This is a genomic window from Nocardia sp. XZ_19_231, from assembly GCF_015355705.1.
Classification (GTDB): domain Bacteria; phylum Actinomycetota; class Actinomycetes; order Mycobacteriales; family Mycobacteriaceae; genus Nocardia; species Nocardia salmonicida.
Genome location: NZ_JACUZI010000001.1, coordinates 1153721 through 1178343, shown reverse-complemented (window position 1 = coordinate 1178343; position 24623 = coordinate 1153721). Strand labels below are relative to the sequence as shown.

Below are 24623 nucleotides of genomic sequence, written 5' to 3'. Positions count from 1 at the left end.
CCCACGCCGGAGCTGCGGGGAGCACGCCTTCAGCCGAGGGGTCCGATCACCGCTTCGGCGGCGGCCAGTAATGCCCCGGATCTCACCAGACGAACCGCTGCCTCGATGTCCGAGGCGAGGTAGCGGTCCGGGCCGGGGCCGGGGACTTCGGTTCGCAGGACGGTCACGACGGCCGCTGTCGCGGGAGCCGGGGCGAGTGGCGCCCGCAGATCCAATCCGCGGGCGGCCGTCAAAGCTTCGATGGCCAGGACTCGGGTCAGGCCGTCGAGGGCGCGGCGGAGTTTGCGGCCGGCGGACCAGCCCATCGAGACGTGGTCTTCCTGCATGGCCGAGGACGGGATCGAGTCGACCGAGGCGGGGGCGGCCAGGCGTTTGAGGTCGGAGACGATGGCGGCCTGGGTGTACTGGGCGATCATGTGGCCGCTGTCGACACCGGGGTCGTCGGCCAGGAACGGGGACAGGCCGTGGTTGCGGGCCTTGTCGAGGAAACGGTCGGTGCGGCGTTCGCTCATCGAGGCGACGTCGGCGATCACGATGGCCAGGAAGTCCAGCACATAGGCGATCGGGGCGCCGTGGAAGTTGCCGTTGGATTCGACGCGGCCGTCGAGGGTGACGACGGGATTGTCCACGGCACTGGCCAATTCGTAGCCCGCGACCCGTTCGGCGTGGTCGAGGGTGTCGCGGGCGGCCCCGGCGACCTGGGGTGCGCAGCGTAACGAGTACGCGTCTTGCACGACGGTGCAGTCCGGGGTGGCATGACTGGCGACGATCGGCGAATCGGCCAGCACCCGAACCATATTCGCGGCCGCGATCGCCTGGCCCGGTTGCGGGCGCAGTGCCTGCAGATCGGCGGCGAAGACCTTGTCGGTGCCGAGCAGACCCTCCACACTCATCGCCGCGGTCACATCGGCCAGGCGCAGCAGAGCGCGCAGGTCGTGACAGGCGAGCACCAGCATGCCGAGCATGCCGTCGGTGCCGTTGATCAGCGCGAGGCCTTCCTTCTCCGCGAGCTCCACCGGGGCGATCCCGGCGGCGGCCATGGCCTCGGCGGCCGGCCGCAGGTCGCCGTTCGCGTCCCGCGCGCAGCCTTCCCCGATCACGGACAGGGCGACGTGGGACAGCGGCGCGAGATCGCCGGAACAGCCGAGACTGCCGTACTCGTAGACCACCGGGGTGATCCCCGCCGACAGCAGCGCGGCATAGGTCTGGGCGACCACCGGGCGCACACCGGTGCGGCCGGTGGCCATGGTCGACAGGCGAAGCAACATCAACGCGCGCACGACTTCCCGCTCCACCTCGGCGCCCGACCCGGCCGCGTGCGAACGGATCAGACTCCGCTGCAACTGCTTTCGTGACCGCGGTGGAATGTGCCGGACGGCGAGCGCACCGAACCCGGTCGACACGCCGTACACCGGCCTCGGGTCCGCGGCCAGTGCCTCGATTCGCGCACGACTCGCCCCGATGGCGGCGACGGCCTCGTCCGACACCACCACCGCGGCACCCTCCCTGGCGACCCGCACCACATCCGGTGGCGCTACCGGACCCGTACCGACGACGACCGGTCCGGACCGGTCCGAGTCGATGCTCACGATGCTTCTCCCTTCCCTGCGGTCGAGCGATCCTGCGCAGACAGCAATGCCGACAGGCGGCGCAGCGGCCCACCGCTTGACGACCTTGTCTATACAGGTCTATACCTAGAGTACGTGACCTGGCGCACATCCACCGGGCCCGCGCTCCACGGCGTCACCGCAGCAAGACGGGCCGCTCGATAGCCGCAGCTAGGAGGACTCTCCTGTGCCCACCACCGTGCTGAGCAATATCGGCACCCTCGTCACCAACGATCCGACGCGGGGTGACGGCCCGCTGGGGCTGCGGCGCGAGGCCGCGCTCGTCATCGACGACGGGCGGGTGGTGTGGGTCGGTGACAGTGCCGACGCACCCGCCGCCGACACCGGATTCGATCTCGCCGGACGCGCGGTGCTGCCCGGATTCGTCGAGTCGCACGCACACCTGGTCTTCGCGGGCGATCGCGCCGAGGAGTTCGCGGCAAGGATGGCGGGACGGCCCTACGCGGCCGGCGGCATCCGCACCACCATCGAGGCGACGCGGTCGGCGAGCGACGAGCAGCTCGCGGCGAATGTGCGCGCGCTGCTGGACGAATCGTTGCGCGCGGGCAGCACCACGGTCGAATGCAAGAGCGGCTACGGGCAGACCGTGGCGGACGAACTGCGCAGCGTCCGGATCGCGGCACGCTTCACCGACGAGGTGACACTGCTGGCCGCGCATGTGCTGCCACCCGAATACGCCGGGCGCGCCGACGAATACGTGACGATGGTGTGCGAGGAGATGATCCCGCGGTGCGCGCCGTATGCGAGGTGGATCGATGTGTTCTGTGAACAGGGCGCTTTCGACCGCGATCAGGCGGCTGCCGTGCTGAGAGCCGGAATCGCGCACGGGCTGGTGCCACGGGTACACGGCAATCAATTGCGTCAGGGGCCCGGCGTGCGGCTCGCTGTCGAACTCGGCGCCGCATCGGTCGACCACGTCGCACACGTGAACAGTGCCGATATCGACGCGCTCGCGAGCAGCGAGACGGTGGCCACGCTGCTGCCGGGCGCCGATTTCTGCACGCGCAACAGCTATCCCGATGCCAGGGCACTGTTGGACGCGGGCGTCACCGTCGCGCTCGGAGCGGACTGCAACCCGGGCACGAGCTATACGACGAGCCTGCCGTTCTGCATCGCCCTGGCGGTGCGGGAGCTGCACATGACACCCGATGAAGCGGTCTGGGCGGCGACTGCGGGCGGCGCGAAAGCTTTGCGCCGCAGCGATATCGGCGCGCTCTCCCCCGGCTTCCGTGCCGACGTGGTCGTACTCGACGCCCCCTCGCACCTGCATCTCGCCTACCGACCCGGTGTCCCGCTGGTCAGTCAGGTATGGCGAGAGGGTGTGCTCGTCGTGACGAATCGAGTTGTGTCGCAGTGACTTCCGAATCAGCCTGGACCGGCCGTACCGATGGCACGACGCCGGAGCAGCTGCGCTGGCACCGAGCCGTCGAGCCGTACGAGGCGGGCGACGATCCCGGCGCGTGCGTGTTCGTCGGCTTCGCGAGCGACGAGGGCGTGCGACGCAACAAGGGCCGCCGGGGCGCCGCCGAGGGCCCGGATGCACTGCGGCGCGCCCTGTCCCCCATGGCATTGCCCGCCCCGCTGCGCGCGTTCGACGCGGGAACGATCGCCGTCACCGACGAGCGTCTCGAAGACGGCCAGCGACGCCTCGGCGAGACCGTGTCCGCGCTGCTGAACGCCGGTGCGTTTCCGGTCGTGCTCGGCGGCGGCCACGAGGTCGCCTACGGAACTCACCTCGGCCTCGCAGGTTCGAGGGCGGCGAACCCAGCATCGACAGGGCCAAACCCGGTCGCTTCGAAACCCACGGTGGGAATCCTCAATCTGGACGCCCATTTCGACCTTCGCTCCGACCGCATCGCCAGCTCCGGCACCCCCTTCCGGCAGATCCTCGAATCCGACGACACTGTGCACTACGCGGTGATCGGCATCAGCCAACCCAGCAATACCACCGCCCTGTTCGACACCGCGCACCGATTCGGCGTGCGCTACCTCGTCGACGACGACTGCGAGCCCGCTCGAGTCACCGCCTTCGTCGATGACTTCCTGGCCGACATCGACCTCCTCCACCTGACCATCGACCTCGATGTCCTGCCCGCCGCGGTAGCCCCTGGCGTGAGTGCCCCTGCGGCATATGGCGTTGCGCTGTCCACGATCCAGTCCGTCTGCGACCGTGTCACCGCGAGCGGCACACTCGCGATTGTCGACATCGCCGAACTCAACCCACATTTCGACATCGACAACCGGACCGCCCGCACCGCCGCCCGTCTGATCCACCGCATCGTCACCCAGCATGTGCGCGTCGTATGAGATCTGTTGCGGGACAACGATTCAGAAGTAGCAGATCCACACGCAGATCCAGGCGATGAAGCTACTGAGCATCGTGACCAGATCGCCAGGTAGTCGAGCAGGCCGGTCTGCTCGATGACACCGACGATGATCATCATCCCGAGCAGCAGGAAGATGACATTCCAGTCGATGCCCTCGTGGGCGGAATAGAAGACTTCGTCGCCGGGAATCAGGCCGAGCAGGGCCATCGCACCCGCGGCGATCAGTACGGTCTTGACCTTGTCGGCTTTCTCCAGCGCGAAGACCGTCGACCGGCATCGCGCCGATATCTTGCAGAAACTGGGCCTGCGCGACCGGCTCGACCTGACCAGGTACGCGATTCGCGCCGGATTGATCGAGCCTCGAGAACAACGAAGGCCCCCGCATCGAACGGGGGCCTCGACGCGCCGTCATTCCGCGAGCGGATCCACCTTCACCGGCTGTTTGCGACCGACCACCAGCCGCATGACCGGCTCGACGATACGGGCACCGATCGGTCCGATGATGGCCATCAGGAGCACGTAAGTGGTAGCGAGGGCGGCGAATTCGGCGGGCACCGCGCCCGCTGCCACGGCCAAGCCGGCGATGACGATCGAGAATTCGCCGCGCGCGACCAGGGCGGTACCAGCGCGGGCTCGGCCGAGCTGCGACGCCCCGGCCTGTTTGGCCGCCCACCACCCGGTGGCGATCTTGGTGACCGTCGTGACCACCGCCAGCAACACCGCCCAGCCGAGCACCGGCGGGATCGTCGACGGGTCGGTACTCAAACCGAACAGCACGAAGAACATCGCCGCGAACAGATCGCGCAGCGGTTCGAGGATCTTGGTGGCGTCGTGCGCGGTCGAATCCGAGATCGCGATACCGAGCAGGAACGCGCCGACCGCCGCCGACACCTGCACCGCCGAGGCGATACCCGCCACCAGCAGCGCCGAACCGAGCAGCTTGAGCAGGAAGATCTCACGATCCTCACTGGCCACGATCGCCGAGACATACCTGCCGTAGCGCAGCGCGACGACGAGCACCAGGGTCACCGCGACCAGCGCGATTCCCACGGTGGTCATCCCGGCCACGAACCCGAGACCGGCCAGCACCGCGGTGAGCACCGGCAGATAGACCGCCATCGCCAAGTCCTCGAACACCAGGATCGACAGAATCGTCGGCGTCTCCCGGTTACCCAGCCGACCCAGGTCGTTGAGCACCTTGGCGACGATGCCCGACGAGGAGATGTAGGTGACACCGGCCATCGCGATCGCCCCGGTCGGCCCGAGGCCGAGCATCAGCGCCACGATCACGCCGGGTGTCGCATTGAGCACCAGGTCGAGCAGACCCGCGGGCCACGATTTACGCATGCCGGTGACCAATTCACCGGCGGTGTATTCCAACCCGAGCAGCAACAGCAGCAGCACGACGCCGATCTCGCTGGCGATGTGGATGAAGTCCTCCACTTCGTGCAGCTCGATCAGTCCACCGGTACCGAAGACCAAACCACCGAGCAGGTAGAGCGGAATCGGCGAGAGGCCGATGCGAGCCGCGATTCGCCCGAGTACACCCAACCCGAAGAACACAGCCCCCAGCTGGATCAGAGCCAGCGCGGTTCCACTGATCTCCACGGGCTCAGCCGTCGGTCAGGATCGAAGCGGCGGCGTCCAACCCGGCATTCGTGCCGACCACGACGACCATATCGCCACTGGCGAACACGAACTCCGGTCCCGGCGAGGCCAGGACCTGCCCCGCGCGCAGGACCGCCACGATCGAGGCGCGCGTCTTGGTCCGCATCTCGGTATCGCCCAACCGCCGCGACGCGTACGGCGAATTCGGCGGAACCAACATCGATCGCGTGCTCACGCCGTCGAGTTCGCGATGTTCTTCGCGCAGTTGCGCGACCAACTGGGGTGCGCCGAGCAGGCTCGCCAACGTGCGGGCCTCGACAGCGGACAGTGGAATCTGGACGGTCGAATCGGGGTCGCCGACCTTGGTGAAAATCAGGTCGGTACCACCATCGCGGTGGTCGACGATGCCGATTCGGCGGTCCACCTTCGACAGTGAAAACTCTTTGCGGACACCGATTCCCGGCAGGGACGTCACTTCTACATTCATGGGATCACCTAACCTCAGCTAGGGATACCTTACCTGCCCTTTACTATCCGTATGGATTCTCAGCCCGCGCCGAGCAGCCTTCCGGCCGCGTCGAGGCCCTCGTCGGTGCCGACCACGACGACCAGGTCACCGGGGATGAAGGTGAAATCGGTCCCCGGCGAAGGCGTCACCTCACCCGCGCGCACCACCGCGACGACCGAGGCCTTGGTGCGTGTGCGCATCTCGGTGGCACGCAGGGGGCGACCGTCGAAGGGGCTGCCGCGGTCGATCGCGAACTGCCTGGTCGACAACTCGCCCGCACTGTGGGTCTCCCGCGTCTTCTGCACCACCCGGGGCGCGCCGAGTAACCCGGCGAGCACGCCGATCTCGGTGTCCGACAAGGGAATCGAAGTCGTCGAGTCGTAGTCACCGGCGCGCGAGACAACCAGGTCGACGGAGCCGTCGCGATGCTCGATCACGCCGATCCGGCGACGCGCCTCCGCCAGCGGAAAGTCCTTGCATACGCCGATTCCCGGTAAAGGCGTCACATCGATGTTCACGCCCTCACAGTACGACGACATCGGAATAACACCAGCCCCTACCCTGCACACCCGAGTACATCCAGCCACGTCCCCGACCTGACGCAAAGTTAAGGTTAGCGATTGCCGGATCACCCGGCACCTGTCATGGAACGGAGTTCGGGATGGCCGCGACGGCACCTCGATCACATCGGGACGACATCTCGGTGCTCGCGGCGCTGCGCAGCCCGAGACGCTTACGGACCGAAGTGCTGGGCGGGCTGATCGTCGCGCTGGCGCTGATACCCGAGGCGATCTCGTTCTCGATCATCGCCGGGGTGGATCCCCGGGTGGGGCTGTTCGCCTCGTTCACCATGGCGGTGACCATCGCGTTCACCGGCGGCAGGCCCGCGATGATCTCGGCCGCGACGGGCGCGGTGGCGCTGGTGATCGCGCCGGTGGTGCGTGAGTACGGGATCGACTATCTGATCGCGACGGTGCTGCTGGCAGGGGTGTTCCAGATCGTGCTGAGCGTGGTCGGGGTGGCCAGGTTGATGCGCTTCATTCCGCGCAGCGTGATGGTCGGGTTCGTCAACGCGCTGGCCATCTCGGTCTTCCTGACCCAGCTCCCGTACCTGATCGGAGTGCCGTGGCTGGTGTATCCGATGCTGGTGGTGAGCCTGGCGATTCTGGTGTTGCTGCCGAAACTGACCACCGCGGTGCCCGCACCGCTGGTGGCGATCGTGGCGCTCACCGCGGTGACGATGGCCTTGTCCCTGGATGTCCCGAATGTCGGCGACGAGGGCGCGCTACCGAAGAGTCTGCCCTCGCTGGGGATACCGGACGTGCCGTGGAATCTGGACACACTGCGGATCATCGCGCCGTTCGCGCTCGCGATGGCGCTGGTCGGGCTGCTCGAATCGCTGATGACGGCCAAGCTCGTCGACGACATCACCGATTCGCATTCGGACAAGACCCGCGAGGGCTGGGGCCAGGGCGTGGCCAATCTCGTCACCGGGTTCTTCGGCGGGATGGGCGGGTGCGCGATGATCGGCCAGACCATGATCAACGTCAAGGTCTCCGGAGCGCGGACCCGGATCTCGACGTTCCTGGCCGGGGTGTTCCTGCTCGGGTTGGTCGTCGGACTCGGCGGACTGGTGGCGCAGATCCCGATGGCGGTGCTGGTCGCGGTGATGATCATGGTGTCGGTCGGGACCTTCGATTGGCATTCCATCGCCCCGAAGACCTTGCGGCGCATGCCCGTCGCGGAGACCACGGTGATGCTGGTGACCGTGCTCGTCACCGTCGTCACGCACAATCTGGCCTACGGCGTGATCGTCGGGGTGCTGGTCGCGATGGTGGCGTTCGCGCATCGGGTCGCGCACTTCACCGAGGTCGTGCCGGTGCCCACCGCCGACGACATCCGCGTCTACAAGGTGCGCGGCGAGCTGTTCTTCGCCTCCAGCAACGATCTCGTCTACCAGTTCGACTATGTCGACGATCCGGCGAACATCGTGATCGATCTGTCCGAGAGCCACATCTGGGACGCCTCCACCGTCGCCGCGCTCGACGCCATCACCACCAAGTACGCGAGCAAGGGCAAGCAGGTGGAGATCATCGGGCTCAACGCCGCTTCCGAAGCGCGCCACGTTCGCCTGTCCGGCCTCGGCGGCGGCGAGGCCTGAGAACCCGACGCCGACCAGGCGATCGAGCGGCGAGCACCCCTGCGGCTTGCGTATTCGGGCGAAGTTGTGTGTTGTTGAACAGTGACCAACTCTTCCGGAGACGCGTATCCACTCACGGACACGATGACCACCACGACGGCGGTACACGACGGCGTCACGGTGCTGACGGTGACCGGCGAGGTCGACCTGGCGACCGCACCCGCCCTCGATGCCACCATCGAGGCCATCTTGGCCGATAAACCGGCGGCGCTGGTGATCGACCTGACCGCGGTCGGGTTCCTGGCGTCGGCGGGCATGGCGACACTGGTCGCCGCGCATCAGCGGGCAGGCGAGACCACCTCGATCGCGGTCGTGGCCGACGGACCTGCCACCAGTCGTCAGCTGAAGATGACGAGCCTGGACCAGGTGTTCGCCATGCACACCACCCTGGACGCCGCATTGGCGTCGTTCACGTCCTGACAGAGCAGAACGCGCCGCCGCCCGGAGAATCTCCGGACGGCGGCGCGTTTGTCGTCGGTGGGTGTCAGCAGAGCGAGCGCAGCTGCTCGATCAGCTTGACGCGGCCCGCGGCGTCCTCGGCGATCGGCGTGACATTGAGCGTGGTGACGCCCGCCTCGGCCATCGCCGCGATGCGCTCCTTCACGAAGCTCTCCGGACCGATCAGCGACACGTCGCGCACCAGCTCGTCGGGCACGGCCTGGGTAGCGGCCTGCTTGTCACCGGCCAGGTACAGCTCCTGGATGCGGTCGGCGGCTTCGCCGTAGCCGTACTTGGTGGCGAGGGTGTGATAGAAGTTCTTGCCCTTGGCGCCCATGCCGCCGATGTAGAGCGCCAGGTGCGGCTTCACGAACTCGAGCAGCGGGGTGACGTTCTCACCGATCGCCAGTGCGGGACCGGCGAAGATGTCGAGCTCGCCCAGCGCCGGATCACGCTTGGCCTTGCCCGCGGCGAGCGCGTCGCCCCACACGTCGTTCGCCTTCTCCGGCAGGAAGAAGATCGGCTGCCAGCCGTTGGCGACCTCGGCGGCCAGCTCCACGTTCTTCGGACCCAGCGCGGCCAGCAGCACCGGAATGTCCTCGCGCACCGGGTGATTGATCAGCTTGAGCTCTTTGCCGAGGCCGGTGCCGCGGTCGGCGGGCAGCGGGATCTGGTAGAACTTGCCCTGGTAGTTGAGCTTCTCGCGGCGCCACACCTTGCGGCAGATCTCGAGCAGCTCGCGGGTGCGCCCGATCGGAGCGTCGTAGGGCACGCCGTGGAAGCCCTCGATGACCTGCGGACCGGAGGCGCCGATGCCGAGGATGAAACGGCCGTCGGAGACGTAGTCAAGGCCCGCCGCGGTCATCGCCGTGAGACTGGGGGTCCGGGTGTAGAGCTGCAGGATGCCCGAGGCCAGCTGCACGCGCTCGGCGCGGGCGGCCAGGAAACCCAGCGCGCTCACCGCGTCGAACGAGTACGCCTCCGGCACGAAGACGATGTCGAGGCCCGCGCGTTCCAGGTCGGCGACTTCGGCCGCCGTCTCCTTGAAACCGCCCGAATAGTTGATGCTCAATCCGATCCGCATGCACTCAACATAGCCTCGGGCGACCCGAGCACCCCGACCGGTCGGTCCGTCGGCGCAGGTGCTGGTCGAGCGGGGTGCGTGGGCGGGCACGCGGTAGCGTTGAGACAAGATTCCACGTACTTCTCGCCGCATCGAAAGGCCACCCCGTCGTGTCGCAGCCCACCGTGTCGCCGCAGCAGATCGCCCCCTCCTTCGGTTCGGTGACCTTGGAGCACTATCTGTCGGAGCTGGCGGCGAAGGTACCCGCCCCCGGTGGCGGGGCCGTCGCCGCGCTGCACGCCGCGCAGGCCGCCGCGCTGGTGGCGATGGTGGCGCGCTACACCACTCGGGCCAAGGACGCGGACAACCGGCCGGTGATCGACCAGATCATCCTGGCCGCCGATGCCGCGGTGGCCAGGTCGCTCACTCTCGCCGATGCCGACGCGGCCGCGTTCACCGCGGTCGGCGCCGCCTACAAGCTGCCCAAGGACACCGACGCCGAGATCGCCGCCCGCACCGCGGCGATCAACGCCGCCCTCGTCGAAGCCGCGCGCGTACCCGCCGCCGTGGTCGACGAGGCCGACGAGATCCTCTCCCTGGCCGCCGAACTGCTGCCGATCGGCAATCCGAACGTGGTCACCGATATCGGCGCCGCCGCCGACGCCGCCCGCGCCGCGGCGATGAGCTCGCAGCTCAATATCGAGATCAACGTCGGTTCCCTGCCCGCCGACCTCGGCGACCCGTTCGCCGCTGCCCTGCTGCGCGTCGAGACCATCGCGGCCCGCGCCGACGCCCTGCACGGCGACGTGCTGCACGCCGTACGCGGCTGAGTCAGCGGTCCGCGGTGAGCACGATCTTGCCGCGGACACGGCCGGATTCGCTGCGCCGATGCGCGGCGGCGAGTTCGGTGATCGGCAGGATCTCAGCGATGTCGACGGTCAGCTCGCCGCGGTCGACCGCCGCCGCGAGCTCGTCGAGCGCGGCGGTCGTCGGTTCGACATAGAGCCGGTGCACTCGCGAATCCGGATGTGTCTGCGGACCTTCGGCGGCCACCACCCGACCGATATCGCTCAGCACGGTCAACGACCGGTCCGTGTAGTCGCCGCCGATCAGATCCAGCACCAGGTCGACCTCGCGCACCGCGGTGGTGAAATCGGTGGTCAGGTAATCGATCGGTTCGCTGACGCCGAGCCCACGCAGATAGGCATGGTTGCCGCTCCGCGCGGTGGCCGCGATCCACGCGCCACGCCGCGCGGCGATCTGCACTGCCAGGTGCCCGACCCCGCCGGCCGCCGCGTGCACGAGGACCCGCTCCCCCGACCGCACCGAGGACAGCGCCTGCCAGGCGGTGACCCCGGCCACCGGAAGCGCGGCCGCGTGGACCGGGTCGATCGAGGCGGGGACGCGCGCCAGCCGACTCTCCTGCGCCACCACGTATTCCGCGTTGGCGCCACCGAAGACCATGCCGTACACCGCTTCTCCCGGCGCGAACAGCGTCGCGTCGTCGCCCACCTCCGCGACCACGCCGGACACATCGAGTCCGAGCACGAGCGGCGGCTCACCCAGGCTCCGGATCAGGCCGCTGCGCACCTTCCAGTCCGCAGCGTTGAGGCTGGTCGCCACGACCCGCACCAACACCTCCCCCGGACCCGGCGTCGGGCGCGGCGCCTGTGCGCGCTCGAAGACGTCGGGTCCGCCGAATGATCTCTGCACCATCTGCCACATGCCGTCGAGTCTGCGCCGACCGGTGTCCCAGCGGTAGTAGGCACCTTTCGGATACCGTGGTACCTCATGGATACCGTGGGCGAGCAGAGTTCGGTCGAAGCGTTCCTTCGCGACTGCCCCGCGCGGCAATTGCTGTCGGTACTCGCCGACAAATGGGTCCTGCTGGTACTCGGCAGCCTGCGCGAGGCGGGCGGGCCGGTCCGTTTCAACGAACTGCGCAGACGCCTGGACGGCATCACCCAGAAGGTGCTCACCCGCACCCTGCGCGACCTGGAACGTGACGGCCTGGTCCGGCGCGAGGTGTTCCCCACCATGCCGCCCCGAGTGGAATACGGCATCACCGCGCTCGGGGCGGATCTGGGGCGGATCAGCCAGGCGATGGGCGCCTGGGTGGTCGAACACCACGCGGAGATCACCGTCGCCAGAGCCGAATTCGATGCCGCGCGCAGCGCCGAGCCGGGCCCGGTGCCGCAACCGGGGCGCTCAGCATCGCCGATCTCGAAGTGAGAACGTTTTATCGGTACCCCGACCTGCGCGAACGCAAGACGACACACCGGTGGACCCGACGGCCGTTACCACTTCGATAGGTCGAGTTGATCATGGCGGCCTAGACTTGGAATCCGCCTACGAGTGAGTGAAGGGGTGGCGTTTATGAGGAGCGCATTTCGTTTCCTGTTCGTCGCGATCATGGCGGCAATACTGGCCGCATCCTGGTCGGGAGCCGCGTCCGCGGATCTGATCGGAGGCCAGCGCACCCAGTACGGCGGTGGCACCTACGCGGAGGCGAATCTGTCGACGCACACCTTCACCGTGAGCCAGGGTGGACAGGTTGTGCGGGTGATGCCCGCGTCGATGGGCAAGCCCGGTTTCGAGACGCCCACCGGTACCTTCAGCGTGCTCGAGAAGGATCGGTCGGTGGTGTTCGACTCGCGCACGATCGGCATTCCGCTCGATGATCCGGAGGGCTACATCATCGACGGTGAATACGCCGTGCGCCTCACCTGGGGTGGCGTGATGGTGCACTCGGCGCCGTGGTCGGTGGACTCGCAGGGCAGCGCCAATGTGAGCCACGGCTGCATCAATCTCGCACCCGATGACGCCGCCTGGTACTACGAGAATGTCGGCATCGGCGACGAGGTCTATATCCACTGGTAAACATTTTCCCTCGTGGCATTCGGCGAACGCGCCGTCAGGGCAGTATCGTGCCCGTAACGAAATCGTTGCGGGACATACCCTGACGGCGACGAGCCTGATGAAGGTGGGGCGATGGATCGACCGGATGCGCACAGACCGATCGGGGCTCGACAGCACGACCCGGGATCGGCAGGTGCTCCGCTCGCGGCTGTCACCCCGATCCGGCGCTCACGCGACCTCGGCGCGCCGCGGCCTCGTCGGCTGAGCGAGCAGCCGACGAGCGGTGCACGTCATCGCATCGAAGGTGGACCGACGACACCGGCCGGTATTCCGGTCGTTTCGGCGGCCGCCATCCGAGACGCCGAGACCAGCAGGGTCGTTCCGACGGACGCCACCGTCACCGATCGGCTGCCTGTTGTCGGCGGAAAATTCGATCCCGGTGCGCGTCATCGCCTCTCGGACACCCCGTTCTCGATCGGTGACAACGGACCCGACACCGATCGACTGCCGATCATCACCACGCCGACCCCTGGGTGGGCGAGGCTCGAACATCCCAAACCCAGCTACGGCGCTGCGGTGACCCAGCATTCGCGTTCCACACCCGAGGACCGCGGCTCCGACACCTTCCCACCGCGCCCGGCATCCGGTTACCCCGGTACGGACACCTTCCCGCCGCGCCCGGCGTCCGGTTACCCCGGTACGGACACCTTCCCACCGCGGCCCGCGCCCGATTACCCCGACACGGACGCCTTTTCGGCACACGCCACACCCGAGGACCGCGGTGCGGAGGACGAACCTTCGCGGACCGCACCCGATTACAACGGTGACGACGAAGTCTTCGCGCGGATGATCGATCGGTCCAAGCGACGGCGCGTGCCCCGATGGGTCGCACCGCTGGTCGCCTCGGTGGCTGGCGCCGTCCTCCTCGGCGGCACCTACGTCCAACTGCGCGGGCCCGCACCGGCATCCACGGCGGCGAGCACTCCCCTCGCGCCGAGTTCGGTGAGCCCGGTGACGGCCGAGTGCCCCACCGAACAGATCGGCGTCCTGTCCCGGGGCAACGGCGCAGGCGGCACCGAGTCCGGCGTCGCGGCGATCCTGGCCTTCCAATACGCCTATTACGTGGCGCGGTCCGGTGATCAGGCGCGGACCCTCGTGGCCGCCGATGCCGTCGCACCCTCCGCGGCTGCCATCCAGGCCGGGATCGACTCCACTCCGGTGGGCACCACGCACTGTGTGGAGATCACCCCGGGCGCCTTCGCCGATCAGTACCTCGTCAAGATCACCGCGTTCCGACCGGATTCGGCGCCGAGCACCTACACACCGCAGTTGGTGGGGACCGCCGAAGTCGGCAACAAGACGTTGATCACCTCGTTCGGAGCGGCACCGCGCTAGACCTGAACGAGGGCCCGTCTCACGACGCGGCCTCGGCACCGACAAGGCCTTCTCCGCCGATCCCAGGCGCGCAGGGCGGTTCGTGGTCTACCGCGGTGTAGACAGGCCGACCGGTCTCGGCGCGCTCTCGCGCCGAGACCACGACAGCCGAACTCTCAGCGGCGGGGCGGTGCCGCAGCTCGATCGCGAAAAGTGTTCAGGCGCGCGCTTTTTCGGCCGCGACGACCACATGGCGCATGAGCAGCGCGGTGGTCACCGGGCCGACACCACCGGGAACGGGGCTCAGCGCCGCCGCCTTGCCGATGACCGACGCCGCGTCGACATCGCCCACGATGCCGCCGTCTTCGGCTTCATTGGTACCCACGTCGATCACCACCGCACCCTCGCCGATGTGCTTGCCGGTGACCAGGCCGACCCGGCCCGCCGCGGCGACCACGATATCCGCGGGGGTGGTGACCGCGGCCAGGTCGGCGGTACGTGAGTGCGCGACCGTGACGGTCGCGTTCTCGGCGAGCAGCAGCTGAGCCAGCGGCTTGCCGACGATATTGGAGCGGCCGACCACGGTGACGAGACGACCCTGCAGCGCGATGCCGTGATGCTTCAGCAGCTCGACGACGGCCTCGGAGGTGGCGGGAACGAAACCGTCGAGGCCGGAGGCGAGCAGGCCGAGCGACAGCGGGCTGACGCCGTCGACGTCCTTGGTCGCGACGATCGCGGAACTCACGTCGTCGAGGTTCACGTCGGCAGGCAGCGGGGTCTGCAGCATGATCGCGTCGGTGGCCGGGTCGGTGCTGCGCGCGCTCAGTTCGGCGCGAATCGTCTCGGCGCTCGCGTCGGCACCGAGATCGATGCGCTCGCAGGCGATTCCGAGTCGTTCGGCCGCCTTGCGCAGGGAGTTCACGTACCAGATGCTCGCCGGGTCGTCATTGGCGACGATCAGCGCCAGCGTCGGCGCGGTGCCCGCGGCGGTGAGCGCGGCCGCGCGCTCCTTCGAGTCGGCGTTGATGGCGGCGGCGAGTTCCTTGCCGGTCAGCGAAGCGGTATCCACGGTGAGTCACCTTATCCGCCGCCGGCCCGACGGCCTGCCGCCGGGCCGCGACGCGCGCAAGCTGGTCGAGGTCCGCCGGGCGCCGGACGGACGGTCGTAGGGTGTCGGCAGCTCTGCTCTGCCAGCACGTACCGAACCGTTCGCGGGAAGGGTTGCGACTGTCTTGAAGATCTCGAGGAACTGGAAACAACTGGCCGCCGCCGTCCTGGCGACCGCCGCATTGACGGGCGTCACCGTCGGCCCAGCCGCCGCGGAAGCCGATGTGACAGCGCTCTACAACTCGGCGCAACGGCATTTCACCGACGGTGACGACGCCGCCGGACGTGCCGACCTCCGCGCCCTCATCGCCGCCGATCCACATGATGCCGACGCGCTCGCCCTCCAGGCGATCTGGTCGCACTACGCGGGCGATCCGGCCGCGGTCGGTGACGCCCTGACCCGGCTCGGCGGAATCGACGCCGGCATGGCGGCACGCACCAACCACGTGCTGCACGCGGTGACGGCCGCCGCCGCCACCCTGCCCAACCCGCTGCCCGCGCTGGTCGGTCCGCAGACCGGCATCGTGGTCCTGGGCTACGGCCTGCTGCCCGACGGCGCGCTACGACCGGAGCTGGAGAACCGGCTCACCGCGGCGTGGATGCAGGCGATCGCCGCGCCGTTCTCACCGGTGATCGTGACCGGCGGCAATCCGCAGAACGGCATCTCCGAGGCCGAGGCGATGCGGCGCTGGCTGATCGCGCGCGGGCTGCCCGGCGATCGGATCCATGTGGAGGATCGGGCCGGGTCGACGGTGCAGAACGCGCTGTTCAGCACCCGGCTGCTGCGTGATCTCGGTGCGACCAGCGCGGTGGTGGTGACCTCCCCGAACCACATTCGCCGCGCGGTCGCCGACTTCATCGTGGCGGGAACGCATGTAGTCGGGGCGATGACCTCGCTCGAACAGCTGGTTTCCCAGTTGCCCCCGCCCGCGCGCAACGCCCAGCGCGGGATCTACCTCGACGCGACCCGCACCTTCGAACTGGACAGTTCGCGCTGAGCCGTTGCGCCGCGACCACCGTCTGCGGTGAAAATTCGTTTGCCAGGTCAGGAACAATCGGCGCATGAGCGGTTCCGGTTTTCCCGAGGTGGTCGTGACGTTGCGGCGTGCGGGATGCGTATTCGCCGAGGACGAGGCCACGCTGTTGATCGAGGCGGCCGCAGGCGATCCTCGGCGGCTCGATGCGTTGGTGGGACAGCGGGTCTCGGGGACTCCGCTCGAATATCTGCTCGGTTGGGTGGAATTCCGGGGACTGCGGGTCGGCGTGCGGCCGGGGGTTTTCGTGCCGCGTCAGCGCACCGCGTTCCTGGTGGAGCAGGCGGTCGACGGTGTCGAGCCCGGCACGAAACAAGCCTGTGTGGTCGACCTGTGTTGTGGCTGTGGGGCGCTCGGGCTGAGCGCGGCGACCGAGCTCACCGCGCGGGGGTGCGACGTCGAGCTCGTCGCCGCTGATATCGACCCCGTGGCCGTCGCCTGCGCCCGGGAGAATCTCGCGCCGATGAGCGCACCGGTGTTCGGCGGCGATCTGTTCGACGCGCTGCCGGGTGACCTACGCGGGCGCATCGACATCCTGCTCGCGAACACACCGTATGTGCCCAGCGCCCGGGTCGCGGACCTGCCGCCGGAGGCACGCGAGCACGAGCCGCTGGCCGCGCTCGACGGTGGCGTGGACGGCCTCGACGTGTTCCGGCGGGTCGCCGAGGATGCGGCCGAGTGGCTGGCGCCGGGCGGCACCGTGCTGGTGGAAACCGGTGCGGGACAAATCGATATCGCGTGCTCGGTGCTCACCGCGCACGGTCTCGCACCCCGCGTGGCGGAGTCCGAGGAGTACTACGCCACCGTGGTCGTCGGCACCCGAGATCCTCGCTGATCACGACCCCACCGCCGCCCGAAAACGACGATGCCCCCGTCGAACGATCGTCTTCGCGAACGGTCGACGGGGGCACCCGCACCGAATGCCTACTTGCGCCCGGTGAACTGATCCATCGAGTGGTACACACCCACCGCGTTCAGGTAGAGGTCGCGAACCTTGATCGGCAGCAGACCGGTCAGTGCCCGGTTCATCCGCGAGGTCCACGGCATCACCACCAGGGCACCGCCCTTCTTCATCTCCGACCACGAGGTGTCGACGACATCGTGCTGCTCGAGCATCGGCGTGAACAGAATGCCCTTCGCGCCGTCGAACATGCCCGTGTTGATGTAGGTCGGACAGACCGTGGTGACCTTCACGTGGTCGTGGCCCGCCTGCTCGAGCTCGAGGCGCACCGAATCCGACCAGCCCACCGCCGCCCACTTCGACCCCGCGTACACGGCCATGCGCGGGTTCGCGACCAGACCGGCCGACGACGCGATATTGAGCACGCGCGCCTGGCCCGCACCGGCGACCATGCCTGCCAGGAACTCCAGGGTGACGTACATCGGGGCCAACGAGTTGATCGCCATCGTCTTGTCGATGTCGGCGCGATTCTCGGTTTCCCAGAAGTAGGTGTTGCCACGCACGATGCCCGCGTTGTTGACGAGGATGTCGATGCCGCCGACCTCCTTGCGCACCGCCTCGCCCGCCTCGCGGATCGAGTCCTGCGAGGACACATCCACCACATAGTGGTGCACCTTGCCGCCCGCGGCGGTCAGCTGCGCCGCGGTCTCACGCAGCGCAAGCTCATTGATGTCCCACAGCACCACCGCGTCGGCGCCTTCGGCAACGGCCTTCTCGGCGAACAACTTCCCGAGCCCCATCGCCGCGCCAGTGATGAGAACCCGCTTGCCTGCGACCGTTTCCAGCTTCATTTCTCGCTACCTACCCTGCTCGTGTTCCGCTACTTCTGGCGCAGTGTCTTCATGACACCGAAAACCACCGTCATCGTCTTGGCCCACATCTGCTCGGACATGCCGGGCAGCGGCGCGATCGGCAGCAACCGCTGGACCGCGATGGTCTGGGTGTCGATGTACTTCAGCAGGCCTTCCGGGCCGTGGCGACGCCCCTGACCGGAGATGCCGAGACCACCCGAGGGCGCGTCGACGCTGCCCCAGGCGGCGCTGAAGCCCTCGTTCACGTTCACCGAACCGGCGTTGATCCGGGCGGCGACTTCCTTGCCACGGTTCACGTCCCGGCTCCACACACTGGCGTTGAGGCCGTAGGCGGTGTCGTTGGCTGCCTCGACGGCGGCTTCGTCGGAGTCGACCTTGTACACCGAGACGACCGGTCCGAAGGTCTCCTCGCGGAAGACCGTCATGCCGGGCGCCACGTCCGCGAGCACGGTGGGCTCGTAGAAGTACGGGCCGAGATCTGGGCGGGCCCGGCCGCCGGCGAGCACCTTGGCGCCCTTGGCGACCGCGTCGTCGACGTGCGAGCTGACGGTGTCGAGCTGACGCTGGAAGGTCAGCGAACCCATGTCCCGGCTGTAGTCGAGTTCGCCGCCGAGCGACATGTTCTTGACGTTGCCGACGAATTCCGCGACGAACTGGTCGTAGACCGAGGCGTCGACGTAGATGCGTTCCATCGACTCGCAGAGCTGACCGGCCGACGAGAAGCACGCGCGCACAGCCAGTTTCGCCGCCTTGGAGACATCGGCGTCGGCCAGCACGAGCAGCGGGTTCTTGCCGCCGAGTTCCAGGGAGTAGCCGATCAGGCGTTCACCGGCCTGCTGGGCGATGGTCCGGCCGGTCGCGCTGGAACCGGTGTAGTCGACGTAGTCGGCGCGCGCGATCACGTCGCCGCCGATCTCGCGGCCACGGCCGAGCACCGCCTGCCACAGACCGCGCGGCAGCCCGGCCCGCTCGGCGGCGTCGATGGCCCACAGCGCGGTGAGCGCCGTCTGGTTGTCGGGACGCGCGATGACCGCGTTACCCGCGAGCAGGGCGGGCAGCGCGTCGGAGGCCGCCAGCGCGAGGGGGTAGTTCCACGGCGAGATGACCGCGACAACGCCCTTGGGCCGGTTGTGCACCTCGACCGAGGTGAGCACCGGCAGCACGCCGCGCGGCTTGCGCTCGGCGAGCAGTTTGGGGGCGACGGTGGCGTAGTAGCGCGCGTTCAGCGCCACGTCGGCGATCTCGTCGAAGGCGTGCGGGCGGGACTTGCCGGTCTCGGTCTGCACGATGTCGAGGATGGTGTCCTGCTCGGCGAGCACGATGTCGTGGAAGCGGCGCACGATCTCGGCGCGCTGCTTGACGCCCACCTTGGCCCAGTCGCGCTGCGCGTGCCTGGCGACGGCGAAAGCGCGCTCGATATCGGCGACGGAGGACTGCGGCAGGTCGCCGATCTTGTGGCCGGTAGCCGGCGCGAAGACCGGAACCGACGGGGCGCCGCCGGCGACTCCGCGTTCGAACAGGGGCTTGACCAGCGCGGCGGGCAGCGCGGTGGGTTCGGCGGTCAGCTCTGGGGCTGTCGTCATTGTCGGCCCTTCTCCTCAACAGATGGATCGCGCGGAACAGGTCGCGCACGTTCAGGTTATTTACTGAACACTAGTGTTAGATTAATGCCAGCGCCAGGGTTCGTGTCAAGCTTTCAGGGTGTGTTCACCAGCGGTGAGGGAGGTGCGATGACCGAGGAATCGACGGCGGTGCGTCGCGGGCGCCCGCCGCAGACCCAAGAGCAGGCCGAGGAAGTGCGCGCCAGGATCGTCGAGGCGACCGCCGCGGTATTCGCGCGCAACGGCTCGCGCGGGTTGAGCGTCGCCCAGATCATCGAAGAGGCCGGGCTGGCCAGGCCCACCTTCTACCGCTATTTCGGCAACGCCTCCGAGCCGCTGCACGCGGTGCTCGACGCGTCCAACGACGGCCTCGTCGGCGGTATCCGCGAGGCACTCGTCGGTACCGACGAGCCGGTTCAGCTGGGCATCCGGCTGATCGACGCGTATGTGGACTGGGCCCGCGGGCACGGCCCGATGCTGCGACCCTTGTTCGCCGAGCTACACGATCCCGGCTCGGTCGTCTCGGGCTACCGCGAACGCGCGCTCGACGATATCCGCGATCTGGTGCGCAAGACCTTCGGCGAACTCGGACGCCCGATACCCGCACCGCTCGATTTGGACGCGGCGCTGCACGTGTGCGAATACATCGTCTACCGGCTCACCGCGGGCAGCGAACCGGGCAGCGATCCCGATCCGGCGCTGGCGTCCGAGGCCAGGGTGACCATGATCCGTGTCCTGCTGGTCACCCTCGGCACCCGCGACGATCTCGCCTACGCGATGGAACTGCCCGGTCTCTTCCCGGATCCGTAGCGTCTCGGGTTCCGCGGCAGCGGGTGCACTCCACACAGAATCTCCACATTTGGCGACGCAACCCTCCACACCCGCTCGCTAGGGTCGCACCATGGACAACAGTGGGGGCGGGACAGGACAGGCGGCACGCCGGGTCCTGGTGGTCGATGACGAGGTGACGATCGCCGAGTCCGTGGCTGCCAGGTTGCGGGCCGAAGGGTTCACCGTCGACCTGGCACACGACGGGCCCGCCGCGGTGGCGGCGGCGCTTTCGGGGGAACCCGATCTGGTGGTCCTCGACGTGATGTTGCCGGGGTTCGACGGGCTGGAGGTGTGCCGCCGGATTCAGGCCGAGCGCCCTGTGCCCGTCCTCATGCTCACCGCGCGCACCGACGAGACCGATCAGCTCATCGGGCTCGGTGTCGGCGCCGACGACTATCTCACCAAGCCGTTCTCGATGCGGGTACTCACCGCCCGCGTGCACGCGCTGTTGCGGCGCGTGGACCGGGCCGCCGAGCGCGGCGACAACAGCATCGTCGTCGGCGATCTGCGCATAGATCTCGCCGAACGCCGGGTGTGGCGCGGCGACACCGAGGCACGGCTCACCCCACTGGAATTCGACTTGTTGACGCGACTCGCGCAACGTCCGCGAGCGGTACTCGCCAGGGAACGACTGCTCGAAGACATCTGGGACTGGTCCGACGCGGCGGGCACACGGGCGGTGGATTCGCATGTGAAAGCGTTGCGGCGCAAGCTCGGTGCCGATCTCATCCGCACCGTGCACGGTGTCGGGTATGCCCTGGACGCCCGATGACGGCGCCGGAACGCACCGCGGCGTTGATGGACCGGATCGCCGATGTACTGCCTCGGCCATTGGACCGACTGCGGTCGATCAAGCTCAAACTGGCCGTGTTGATGTTGTGTTCGGGCGGTGTGGCGTTCGGGTACTTCCGGCTGAAGATCGGCTGGCTGCCGCCGCGCACCACCGTGGCGGCGATCGGGATCGCGCTGCTCACCTCACAGTTCCTCGCGCACGGGATCACCCGCCCGCTGCGCGAGATGACCGCAGCAGCGCGGCGAATGGCTCAGGGCGACTACACCTTTCGCGTGCGGGCTACCTCGCAGGACGAAGTGGGTCAGCTGGCGACGGCGTTCAACCAGATGGCCGCCGACCTGGCCGCCGCCGACCGACAACGTCGTGACCTCATCGCCAATGTGTCCCATGAGCTGCGCACCCCGGTGACCGCACTGCACGCCGTCCTGGAGAATTTGGTCGACGGGGTGAGCGAACCCGACCCGGCGACACTGCGCACCGCGCTGGCCCAGACCGAACGCCTCGGTTTGCTCGTCTCCGAACTCCTCGACCTGTCCAGCATCGAGGCGGGTGCGTTCACGCTGGATCGCGAAATCCTGCCGCTGACACCGCTGTTGGCGGAGGTGATCGCCGAAGCCGAGGTGATGACCGCCGCGCTCGGCCGCGGTGTCCGGTTCACCACCTCGATCGAACCCGCTGACGCGACCGTGTTCGCCGACCGGGCGCGCCTGCACCAGGTGCTGTTCAACCTGCTCGACAACGCGGCCAGGCACGGCCCGTCCGGCGGTGAGGTCCGGGTCTCGGCGTCGACCGGACCCGAGGGGACGGTCCTCGAAATCCAGGACGACGGCCCCGGCATCCCGGAAGCCGAGCGCGCCACCGTCTTCGACCGCTTCACCCGTGGCGGGCGCACCGACGGCGGCGGCACCGGCCTCGGCCTCGCCATCGCCCGCTGGGTGATCGACCTGCACGGCGGCTCCATCGCCGTCGCCGACCCCGGCTCCCGCATGCGCGTCGTCCTCCCCACGGACTGACCCCCACATCCAGATCACCCTCCCGACACCTCGGTGCCGGGACGAATCCGCACACCTCCAGGAGGAGAAACCATGTCAGACAACCCGATACCCGAGGGTCCGATCCCGGCTGACAGCCAAAGTGCCGCTACCCATGCCGTTGCCGGTCAGCCCGGCACCGAGACGACCGCGACAGTTCTGCCCCGCAGCGGCAAGGCCGTGACTGGCAGCGGCACAACGGGATCCGGGACATCCGCCGACGACGCAGCGAACGAGGCGATCGAGCCCGACTCCGGTAGCGCATCCGATGCCGTGAGTGGTCCGCAGGTGGGCGGCGGTGCGACAAGCCCCGGTACCCAGTCGACAACTGTGCTCACCAAGACCGCGGCGCCGGTGCCGGGCAAGGAATCGCCTGCGACGCAGAGCCCCGCCGACTCGGTACCGTTCGCGACCCTGCTCGCTTCGAGCCGCACAACCGTTCGTCCCGGGCCCGACGCCGCACGAGCCGCCGCATGGCAGACCATGTCGCCGGTTGTCGCCATGCCACCGCCCATTCCGCCTGTTCCCCCACGCTGGCAGCGCGTAGCGCGCCCACCCGGTGCCCTCCCGGCCGCGGCCCTCGCCGGAATCGTCGGCGCCACCGTGATCCCGCTCGACCGCCCTGGCATCGGCTGGCTGCTCACGGGTGCCGCCATCACCGGAGCCCTCTGCGCGGTCGACTATCGCGCACGGACGCGCGCAACGCCAGAGGAGGGCTCGTCGGATTCGGCTCCGACGGCCGGAGGACCACCTGCGACCACTCCGCCCACGGTGGGGCCGACCACGGCCGAAGGTACCAGCGCGAAAGCTACTGAACCACTGGCACTTTCAGCATCCGATGATCTCGCAGCGCCGAGCGCCGAGGGAGCCTCGGCAGCCAATGAAGGTACCGAATCGGGCCGCACCGTGACCACCGGCACGGGCGACAATGCCGTGCCTGCGAACGCCGCGACGAGCGACGACCACACGCCCATCGATCGATCGGCCGATCCCACGGGCGACCGACCCACGGTTGAGGTCGGCGCTGCCGACAACGGCGTGAAGTCCGCGAGGATCGCTGCGAAGACTGCTGATTCGGCTGCGGCCGACGACCCGTCTGCCGCGACGGCACCTGCCACCGACCGCACAACGCCGTCGAACGAGGTTGCTTCCCACTCCGTTTCGATCGGTGATCGAGCGTGGTGGGCGACAGCGGCGATTGTGCTGCTGGGGGTGGGGACGGTCCGGGCGGCGGGATGGCTGTTCGTGCTGTGTGTGATCGCGGCGTGTGTCGCCGGGTCGATGGCGGTGTTGGGACGACGCAGTGTGCGTGGCATCGTGCACGACATGTTCGCGGTGCCGTTGGCGTCGTTCGGCGCTGTGCCGTGGGCGTTCTCGGGGTTGCGGGAGTCGCGGTCGGTAGGGACCTCCAGCGTCCGTCGATACGGGGTTTCGGTGGCCGCGACGGCGGCGCTGCTGGTGGTGTTCGTGCCCCTGCTCGGCGGGGCGGACGCGACGTTCGCGGAGCTGTTGAACGGGCTCGTCCCGACCGTGGACGGTCCGGCGGCGTGGCAGTGGATCTTCCTGTTCGTGGTCGTCACGGTGGGCGTGCTGGCGGCGCTGTATCTGCTCGCGGGGCCGCCTGCGCACGCGGCGGATTCGGTGCGGCCGGTGCGACTGTGGTCGCGCAGTGAGTGGATGCTGCCGGTCGGGGCGTTGATCGTGTTGTTCGCGGTGTTCGTCGGCGCGCAGTTCGTCGCGCTGTTCGGCGGCGACGATTACGTGCAGCGCACCGCGGGTCTGACCTACGCCGAGTACGCGCGCAGCGGATTCTGGCAGTTGTCGGCGGTGAGCATTCTGACGCTGGCCGTGATTCTGGCCGTCTTGCACTGGTCGGCGCAGGAAACCGCCGCCGACCGCCGATCGCTGCGCATCCTACTGAGCGCGGTGAGCGTGCTGGCGCTGGTGATCGTGTGCTCCGCGCTCGGCCGGATGTGGACCTATCAGCAGGCCTACGGGTTCACCGTGCTGCGACTGCTGGTGACGACGTGCGAGCTCTGGGTCGGCCTCGTCTACGTCCTCGTGCTGATCGCCATCGCGCGACTGCGCTGGAGCTGGGTGCCGCGCGCCGCGATCGGCACCGCACTCGGCACCCTCATCGCACTGGCGCTACTCAACCCGGAACACCTTGTCGCCGAACGCAATATCGACCGTTGGCAAACCAGCGGCCGCTTGGACGCGGACTACCTGAGCAACCTCTCGCCCGACATCCTTCCGGCCCTCGACCCGCTGCCCGACAACCTCCGCACCCAGATCGAAACCCCCGTCCTCGACGACCTCGACGACGACCAGTGGTGGTCCTGGAACTGGTCGCGCAGCTCAGCTCGCTGACGCATCGGGATGCGGTCGCTCACCACGGGCGACCGCGCCCCGCGACTTCGAACAACACGTCCAGGCCCGGCGCGCCAG

General features: G+C 68.5%; 22 protein-coding genes and 3 pseudogenes. 15 read left to right on the top strand and 10 right to left on the bottom strand.

The window, feature by feature from the left end; all coding sequences use genetic code 11:
- Positions 1–29: 29 nt before the first annotated feature.
- Positions 30–1589, bottom strand: coding sequence for a histidine ammonia-lyase (gene hutH, locus IBJ82_RS05315; RefSeq protein ID WP_370585157.1), 1560 nt, complete (start codon positions 1587–1589; stop codon positions 30–32).
- 205 nt (positions 1590–1794) lie between these two features.
- Here hutH and hutI point away from each other — a divergent pair, with 205 nt between their 5' ends.
- Positions 1795–2985, top strand: a complete 1191-nt coding sequence (hutI, locus tag IBJ82_RS05310) for an imidazolonepropionase (RefSeq protein ID WP_194824759.1) — start codon at positions 1795–1797, stop codon at positions 2983–2985.
- Positions 2982–3935, top strand: a complete 954-nt coding sequence (gene hutG / locus IBJ82_RS05305) for a formimidoylglutamase (protein ID WP_370585156.1) — start codon at positions 2982–2984, stop codon at positions 3933–3935. The genes hutI and hutG overlap by 4 nt, the downstream gene beginning before the upstream one ends.
- A 74-nt stretch (positions 3936–4009) precedes the next feature.
- Here the strand turns inward: hutG and IBJ82_RS05300 are convergent.
- Positions 4010–4243: pseudogene (locus IBJ82_RS05300) on the bottom strand (SLC13 family permease); the annotation flags it as partial.
- On the opposite strand from IBJ82_RS05300, the pseudogene IBJ82_RS34515 reads away from it, so the two are divergent.
- Positions 4209–4316, top strand: a pseudogene (locus IBJ82_RS34515) (LuxR C-terminal-related transcriptional regulator); the annotation flags it as partial. The pseudogenes IBJ82_RS05300 and IBJ82_RS34515 sit on opposite strands and share 35 nt — an antisense overlap.
- Before the next feature lie 47 nt (positions 4317–4363).
- On the opposite strand, the gene IBJ82_RS05295 reads toward IBJ82_RS34515, so the two are convergent.
- From IBJ82_RS05295 to IBJ82_RS05285, 3 genes are read right to left on the bottom strand one after another with little or no spacing between them, the layout of a single operon-like run.
- Complete coding sequence (locus IBJ82_RS05295) at positions 4364–5557, bottom strand: cation:proton antiporter (RefSeq protein ID WP_194825189.1); 1194 nt, start codon at positions 5555–5557, stop codon at positions 4364–4366.
- Between the two features lie 10 nt (positions 5558–5567).
- Entirely contained in the window at positions 5568–6050 is a 483-nt protein-coding gene (locus tag IBJ82_RS05290; RefSeq protein ID WP_194824757.1) for a cation:proton antiporter regulatory subunit, read from the bottom strand.
- A gap of 59 nt (positions 6051–6109) precedes the next feature.
- Positions 6110–6589 (bottom strand): cation:proton antiporter regulatory subunit, encoded by a 480-nt coding sequence (locus IBJ82_RS05285; protein WP_370585155.1) that lies wholly within the window; start codon positions 6587–6589, stop codon positions 6110–6112.
- Between the two features lie 143 nt (positions 6590–6732).
- Here IBJ82_RS05285 and IBJ82_RS05280 point away from each other — a divergent pair, with 143 nt between their 5' ends.
- Together IBJ82_RS05280 and IBJ82_RS05275 are read left to right on the top strand one after the other, a co-directional pair.
- Complete coding sequence (locus IBJ82_RS05280; RefSeq protein WP_194824755.1) at positions 6733–8232, top strand: SulP family inorganic anion transporter; 1500 nt, start codon at positions 6733–6735, stop codon at positions 8230–8232.
- Positions 8233–8355: 123 nt separating this feature from the next.
- Positions 8356–8691, top strand: a complete 336-nt coding sequence (locus tag IBJ82_RS05275) for an STAS domain-containing protein (protein ID WP_062983277.1) — start codon at positions 8356–8358, stop codon at positions 8689–8691.
- 64 nt (positions 8692–8755) lie between these two features.
- Here the strand turns inward: IBJ82_RS05275 and IBJ82_RS05270 are convergent, their stop codons facing one another.
- Positions 8756–9793 carry an LLM class F420-dependent oxidoreductase gene (locus tag IBJ82_RS05270; RefSeq protein WP_194824754.1) on the bottom strand — a complete coding sequence of 346 codons (1038 nt, stop codon included), beginning with the start codon at positions 9791–9793 and terminating at the stop codon, positions 8756–8758.
- A 149-nt stretch (positions 9794–9942) separates the two neighbouring features.
- Between IBJ82_RS05270 and IBJ82_RS05265 the strand changes: the two genes are divergently transcribed.
- The gene (locus IBJ82_RS05265; RefSeq protein WP_194824753.1) at positions 9943–10602 is read left to right on the top strand and encodes a cyclodeaminase/cyclohydrolase family protein; all 660 of its coding nucleotides are present in this window, start codon (positions 9943–9945) and stop codon (positions 10600–10602) included.
- 1 nt (position 10603) lies between these two features.
- On the opposite strand, the gene IBJ82_RS05260 is transcribed toward IBJ82_RS05265, so the two are convergent.
- Positions 10604–11488, bottom strand: a complete 885-nt coding sequence (locus IBJ82_RS05260) for an NADP-dependent oxidoreductase (RefSeq protein WP_228536444.1) — start codon at positions 11486–11488, stop codon at positions 10604–10606.
- A 75-nt stretch (positions 11489–11563) separates the two neighbouring features.
- On the opposite strand from IBJ82_RS05260, the gene IBJ82_RS05255 reads away from it, so the two are divergent.
- The 3 genes and pseudogenes from IBJ82_RS05255 to IBJ82_RS05245 all read left to right on the top strand — a co-directional run bounded on the left by IBJ82_RS05255 (position 11564) and on the right by IBJ82_RS05245 (position 14026).
- Entirely contained in the window at positions 11564–12004 is a 441-nt protein-coding gene (locus IBJ82_RS05255; RefSeq protein ID WP_194824751.1) for a helix-turn-helix domain-containing protein, read from the top strand.
- Between the two features lie 231 nt (positions 12005–12235).
- Positions 12236–12652: pseudogene (locus tag IBJ82_RS05250) on the top strand (L,D-transpeptidase); the annotation flags it as partial.
- 111 nt (positions 12653–12763) lie between these two features.
- Positions 12764–14026, top strand: a complete 1263-nt coding sequence (locus IBJ82_RS05245) for a hypothetical protein (protein WP_194824749.1) — start codon at positions 12764–12766, stop codon at positions 14024–14026.
- Between the two features lie 196 nt (positions 14027–14222).
- On the opposite strand, the gene IBJ82_RS05240 is transcribed toward IBJ82_RS05245, so the two are convergent.
- Positions 14223–15074, bottom strand: coding sequence for a bifunctional 5,10-methylenetetrahydrofolate dehydrogenase/5,10-methenyltetrahydrofolate cyclohydrolase (locus IBJ82_RS05240; RefSeq protein ID WP_194824748.1), 852 nt, complete (start codon positions 15072–15074; stop codon positions 14223–14225).
- A 163-nt stretch (positions 15075–15237) separates the two neighbouring features.
- On the opposite strand from IBJ82_RS05240, the gene IBJ82_RS05235 reads away from it, so the two are divergent.
- Positions 15238–16110 carry a YdcF family protein gene (locus IBJ82_RS05235; RefSeq protein ID WP_194824747.1) on the top strand — a complete coding sequence of 291 codons (873 nt, stop codon included), beginning with the start codon at positions 15238–15240 and terminating at the stop codon, positions 16108–16110.
- Between the two features lie 64 nt (positions 16111–16174).
- Positions 16175–16981, top strand: a complete 807-nt coding sequence (locus IBJ82_RS05230; protein WP_194824746.1) for a putative protein N(5)-glutamine methyltransferase — start codon at positions 16175–16177, stop codon at positions 16979–16981.
- An 89-nt stretch (positions 16982–17070) separates the two neighbouring features.
- Here the strand turns inward: IBJ82_RS05230 and IBJ82_RS05225 are convergent, their stop codons facing one another.
- Together IBJ82_RS05225 and IBJ82_RS05220 are read right to left on the bottom strand one after the other, a co-directional pair.
- Positions 17071–17898 (bottom strand): SDR family NAD(P)-dependent oxidoreductase, encoded by an 828-nt coding sequence (locus tag IBJ82_RS05225; RefSeq protein ID WP_194824745.1) that lies wholly within the window; start codon positions 17896–17898, stop codon positions 17071–17073.
- A gap of 29 nt (positions 17899–17927) precedes the next feature.
- The gene (locus IBJ82_RS05220) at positions 17928–19502 is read right to left on the bottom strand and encodes a succinic semialdehyde dehydrogenase (protein WP_194824744.1); all 1575 of its coding nucleotides are present in this window, start codon (positions 19500–19502) and stop codon (positions 17928–17930) included.
- Positions 19503–19649: 147 nt separating this feature from the next.
- On the opposite strand from IBJ82_RS05220, the gene IBJ82_RS05215 reads away from it, so the two are divergent.
- From IBJ82_RS05215 to IBJ82_RS05200, 4 genes are all read left to right on the top strand, one after another.
- Complete coding sequence (locus IBJ82_RS05215) at positions 19650–20330, top strand: TetR/AcrR family transcriptional regulator (RefSeq protein WP_194824743.1); 681 nt, start codon at positions 19650–19652, stop codon at positions 20328–20330.
- 91 nt (positions 20331–20421) lie between these two features.
- Positions 20422–21123, top strand: coding sequence for a response regulator transcription factor (locus IBJ82_RS05210; protein ID WP_194824742.1), 702 nt, complete (start codon positions 20422–20424; stop codon positions 21121–21123).
- Positions 21120–22157 (top strand): ATP-binding protein, encoded by a 1038-nt coding sequence (locus tag IBJ82_RS05205; RefSeq protein ID WP_194824741.1) that lies wholly within the window; start codon positions 21120–21122, stop codon positions 22155–22157. The genes IBJ82_RS05210 and IBJ82_RS05205 overlap by 4 nt, the downstream gene beginning before the upstream one ends.
- 72 nt (positions 22158–22229) lie before the next feature.
- The gene (locus IBJ82_RS05200; protein WP_228536443.1) at positions 22230–24545 is read left to right on the top strand and encodes a DUF4153 domain-containing protein; all 2316 of its coding nucleotides are present in this window, start codon (positions 22230–22232) and stop codon (positions 24543–24545) included.
- Positions 24546–24623: the final 78 nt, after the last annotated feature.

Bases quoted from the DNA above. Each gene is read 5' to 3' on its own strand.
- IBJ82_RS05290 (WP_194824757.1), bottom strand. From the start codon at position 6,050: ATGAATGTAGAAGTGACGTCCCTGCCGGGAATCGGTGTCCGCAAAGAG.
- IBJ82_RS05280 (WP_194824755.1), top strand. From the start codon at position 6,733: ATGGCCGCGACGGCACCTCGATCACATCGGGACGACATCTCGGTGCTC.
- IBJ82_RS05275 (WP_062983277.1), top strand. From the start codon at position 8,356: ATGACCACCACGACGGCGGTACACGACGGCGTCACGGTGCTGACGGTG.
- IBJ82_RS05270 (WP_194824754.1), bottom strand. From the start codon at position 9,793: ATGCGGATCGGATTGAGCATCAACTATTCGGGCGGTTTCAAGGAGACG.
- IBJ82_RS05260 (WP_228536444.1), bottom strand. From the start codon at position 11,488: ATGGTGCAGAGATCATTCGGCGGACCCGACGTCTTCGAGCGCGCACAG.
- IBJ82_RS05255 (WP_194824751.1), top strand. From the start codon at position 11,564: ATGGATACCGTGGGCGAGCAGAGTTCGGTCGAAGCGTTCCTTCGCGAC.
- IBJ82_RS05245 (WP_194824749.1), top strand. From the start codon at position 12,764: ATGGATCGACCGGATGCGCACAGACCGATCGGGGCTCGACAGCACGAC.
- IBJ82_RS05230 (WP_194824746.1), top strand. From the start codon at position 16,175: ATGAGCGGTTCCGGTTTTCCCGAGGTGGTCGTGACGTTGCGGCGTGCG.
- IBJ82_RS05225 (WP_194824745.1), bottom strand. From the start codon at position 17,898: ATGAAGCTGGAAACGGTCGCAGGCAAGCGGGTTCTCATCACTGGCGCG.
- IBJ82_RS05220 (WP_194824744.1), bottom strand. From the start codon at position 19,502: ATGACGACAGCCCCAGAGCTGACCGCCGAACCCACCGCGCTGCCCGCC.
- IBJ82_RS05215 (WP_194824743.1), top strand. From the start codon at position 19,650: ATGACCGAGGAATCGACGGCGGTGCGTCGCGGGCGCCCGCCGCAGACC.
- IBJ82_RS05210 (WP_194824742.1), top strand. From the start codon at position 20,422: ATGGACAACAGTGGGGGCGGGACAGGACAGGCGGCACGCCGGGTCCTG.
- IBJ82_RS05205 (WP_194824741.1), top strand. From the start codon at position 21,120: ATGACGGCGCCGGAACGCACCGCGGCGTTGATGGACCGGATCGCCGAT.
- IBJ82_RS05200 (WP_228536443.1), top strand. From the start codon at position 22,230: ATGTCAGACAACCCGATACCCGAGGGTCCGATCCCGGCTGACAGCCAA.